The organism is Pseudomonas pseudonitroreducens (genome assembly GCF_021603645.1).
GTDB classification, from domain to species: domain Bacteria; phylum Pseudomonadota; class Gammaproteobacteria; order Pseudomonadales; family Pseudomonadaceae; genus Pseudomonas; species Pseudomonas pseudonitroreducens.
Window position 1 is genome coordinate 1 of record NZ_BQHJ01000042.1, and the last position, 1,042, is coordinate 1,042.

At 63.7% G+C, this 1,042-nt stretch carries 2 protein-coding genes; both read right to left on the reverse strand.

Annotated elements, in window-relative coordinates; translation table 11 throughout:
* Positions 1-49: 49 nt before the first annotated feature.
* A complete protein-coding gene (locus tag L6D89_RS32345; protein WP_236202337.1) occupies positions 50-658 on the reverse strand; it encodes a hypothetical protein in 609 nt (202 codons plus the stop codon).
* 4 nt (positions 659-662) lie between these two features.
* Positions 663-1,042, reverse strand: a 380-nt coding sequence (locus L6D89_RS32350) for a hypothetical protein (protein WP_236202338.1), incomplete at its 5' end; no start/stop codon positions are given.

A 1,042-nucleotide genomic window follows, 5' to 3' on the forward strand; every position in this document is an offset into this window, starting at 1 on the left:
CCCCACACGGCGATTTCAGGATCAAGCGGTGTATTCGGGAAGGCCATGATCAGCTCAGCGGCGGCACGCCGACCCACTGGGTCGGACCAGGATCACTGGGAACGACTGTCGCATAAGCCATCGTTGGATCGCCGCCCTCGGCGGCGTACTCAATGCCCTTGAAGGTCAGGCGGATGTCTTGGGTGATGGTGAGCCGCAGGAAGTCTTCGCCGACAGCGGCTGTAACACCTTCCGCCCCCTCGGGCATGGTGATGCCGCCGATGGGAAATGGAAACTTTACGTCCACCCGCGCGGTGACGGAACGGCCGTTGATGGCCAGAACCTCCAGCATCAGGTCTTCACGGATCACTGGCGAATCGGGAAGCTCAACCACCGCCAGGGCCTGCGCCCCTTCCAGGTCAAAGCCCACACTCAGGCTGACCAGGCGCGTCATGCGGTCGACTGCCTGAGTGGCGCTGACGTGGTTGATATCGGCATAGAGCCCTTTCGCGCTGCCCTTGACCAGTACCCAGTCTTCCGGGCGCTCGGCAGCGACCGCAAACCACAGCGAGCCGGTAGGGTTCTCGTCGGCATCCACCATGATGTAGTGCGCGCCAACGGAGGGCGGTGCGGTGCTGGGCCAGGTGGCGCCGGTTACGACGTGCGTGATGTTTGGCATAGGGTCACTCCTGCATGATCAATGTGTTGCCCTGGCTGTCGACCAGGGTATTGCCTGCGCCATCGGTCAGCACCGAGGCTGTTGGATCAGGGCCGGGACCGCCTTGCTCAAGCGCTGCAACACGCTCCGTCAGCGCATTGAGGGCTTGCTGCAATGCGTCGTTGTTCTGTTGCAGTTGGCCCTGGACCTGCTCGGCAGCGTCCAGGCGGGCCAGCACCTGGTTGAGAGCCCCTGCGGTAATGGTGCAGAACACCCGAGCGCCTTGTGCCCAGCTGCTCTCGACGCCCTCAACTGCGCGCACGATGGCGACGACAGAACCTGTGCGCCTGGCCTTCACGACCTCCCAGCTGGACTGCTCTGCGGGGTCGGCGCTGTTAGTCAGCG

What these genes read in the sequence shown, in the direction of transcription:
- L6D89_RS32345 (WP_236202337.1), bottom strand. Translation starts at nt 658, where the DNA reads ATGCCAAACATCACGCACGTCGTAACCGGCGCCACCTGGCCCAGCACC.